This window comes from Tabrizicola sp. (assembly GCF_051645465.1).
Lineage (GTDB): Bacteria > Pseudomonadota > Alphaproteobacteria > Rhodobacterales > Rhodobacteraceae > Tabrizicola.
Map to the genome: position 1 here is coordinate 1 of NZ_JBOFBI010000296.1, position 2,331 is coordinate 2,331.

The 2,331-nt window shown below is 63.9% G+C and carries 2 protein-coding genes; both read right to left on the reverse strand.

Translation table 11 applies throughout. The annotated features are described in order from the left end of the window. Positions 1-850 (reverse strand): FHA domain-containing protein (locus ACRCSW_RS18915; RefSeq protein ID WP_438707204.1); only part of this gene is annotated, 850 nt, incomplete at its 3' end. A gap of 39 nt (positions 851-889) precedes the next feature. Continuing rightward, a partial coding sequence (locus tag ACRCSW_RS18920) for a serine/threonine-protein kinase (RefSeq protein WP_438707205.1) occupies positions 890-2,331 on the reverse strand: 1,442 nt, incomplete at its 5' end.

The window sequence follows — 2,331 nt, forward strand, 5'->3', positions numbered from 1 at the left end:
CGATCGCCATATCATGCCCGTCTCCCTCGGCCTCGACCGCAGACCAGTTGAAGGCAGGCGTGCAGAGCACTTTCAAGACCAGCGTCGTCTCGCCGATCTGGATTTCGTCTCCGTCCCCGGCAACTTCCGTCGACAGAAGGGGCTTGCCGTTCAGCCGCACAAGGTTCGACTTGCCACCATGCCCGACATGGAACTGATGCGTCGAGGGGTCATACGCGATCGCCGCATGGTTCTGACGCGAAATCGCCATGTCGCCATAGTCCAACGAAATCGTCTGGTCCGTGGCCCGGCCAATCTGCGAGATGCCCTGCGACAACGCAAAGGATGCGCCCTTGCCCGGTCCGTCCTTCACGACAATCCAGCCTGCCGGGAACATCACATATCCCTTGCTTGCTGCAGCAGGCGCCGCCGCAATCGACGCGCTTTCGGGTGCGTCAAACAAGGGCACAACCGCCGCCGACTGCGCGTCGAAGCCAAGGACGCGGGTCTTCTTGCGGGTCGGGCGTCGGGGTTCCGCGCTGGAGGCGACAGGCGCCGGGCTTGCCGCGCGCGAGGGCTCCGGGCCCTCTTCCTCGATCTCCCAGATGCTCCGCGCTGCAGGCGCGATGCCTTCGGGCAGGGGCGCCTTGACCTTGACCACGCGGTTTGGCCGGGCGATCGGCTGATCGACCGCGGGCTCTGGCTCGGGTTCCGGCGCGGGCGGAGGTGCGGCCGCAGCCAGCGCTTCGCGTAGCCGCTTTACTTCAAGCTCGGCAAGCGCGGCCATGACAGGGTCAGGCCCAGCCTCTGCCGTCCCGGTGGGATGACCCGGCTCGTCAGACTCGCCAAAGATAGAGCGAAGAAACTTCAAGACTAACACTCCCCGAACTGTGTTTCCGCAAAAGCAGCGCTACCCGGCCGCTCCAAGCTGAAACATTGCATCCATAGTACTGTCACCACGACGAATAATGAAACTGTAAGCAGTAACGCCGCTTTCAAGCTCGCGTTGTAGTATTTCCCGCAGCGCCGCCGCGGTTCCGACCGTTTCTCCGGTTGACGCATAGGTCAGCAGAACGTCGCCCACCTTAAGGTCAGTCGGGATCTCGTCGGGCACTTCGCTGACCATGATCTGGCTTCCCGCAGGCGTTGCGACCTCTTCGAACGCAAGGCCGCTCGGCAGGCGCAGCATGTTCGTCACGGTCAGATCGACCTTCGGCGCAGCGCTGACTGTCGCGCCCGCAGTCCTGGCGGCAACAGCGTCGGTATGAACCAGCCCAAGGTCGCCCTGGGACACTGCCATAAGTCCCAAGACAAGCAAGGCCGCAGCTGTGAACGACATAAAGATCTTGCGCGTGCCATGTCCGAGGACCGTCGGCGCCACGACCGGCAACGGCGCCCCAAGCGCATGCGTGGTTGTCTGGCGGGCCAAATGGCTGTCGACCGTGAACGCCCGCGCAACATGAGGCGCGGCAGAGGGTATGGGGCGTGCGCGCGGGGCTGCAACGGCAGGCGCCGCAGCCTTGGCCTCAGAGGACAGAGCCCCGGTCGACGCCGACCCCGGCTGCAGCATCGCCAGCCATTCCTCGACCGATTGCAGACGGTCACGCGGGAAGACCGACATCGCCTTGTCGACGGCTTTCAGGAACTCCAGCGGATAGGCCTTGAACCGACCGGCGAGCGGACGGAGCGGGTCGCCCTCACGCCCGGCAATCGACGACAGACGCTCTTGCGCCGTCTTCGGGCTTTCGCCGGCAATCAGATGATAGAAGCTGGCCGCCAGAGCATAGAGATCGCTGAACGGCCCCTGCTTGCTGCCGCTGACGTAGAACTCCTGCGGTGAGTAGCCATCCTTGACCACCCGAACGCCCGAGATCGCGCGGGTCTTGCGCGAAGACTCTTTCCGCGAGGCGCCGAAGTCGATCAGAATCGGCTGACCGGTTGCCTTGTCCAGCAGGATGTTGTCCGGCGCGATGTCGCGATGCAGCAGGCCCTGGGCATGCACGTAGGCAACGGCGTCCAGCATCTTGTAGAGGAACGCGATCACCTCTTCGGGGCGAAGCGCGGGTGCGCTGCCGTCCACGGTGTGCAGAAGATCGGGGCCTTCGATGTAGTCCATCGCCATATAGGCGGTCTCGTTGTCTTCAAAGACCTGGTGAACCTTCACGATATTCGGATGGCTCAGCTTCGAGAGCGTCAGGGCTTCCTGCATGAAGCGCCCGACAGCCGAGCGGAAGTCGTCCTGCTGGGCACGCGACCGCGCGCCGACAACCGTTCCGACCCGGCGACAAAGGGAACCCGGGAAGCACTCCTTGATGACAACCCGGCGGTTCAGCGAGTTGCGCGCGATATAAA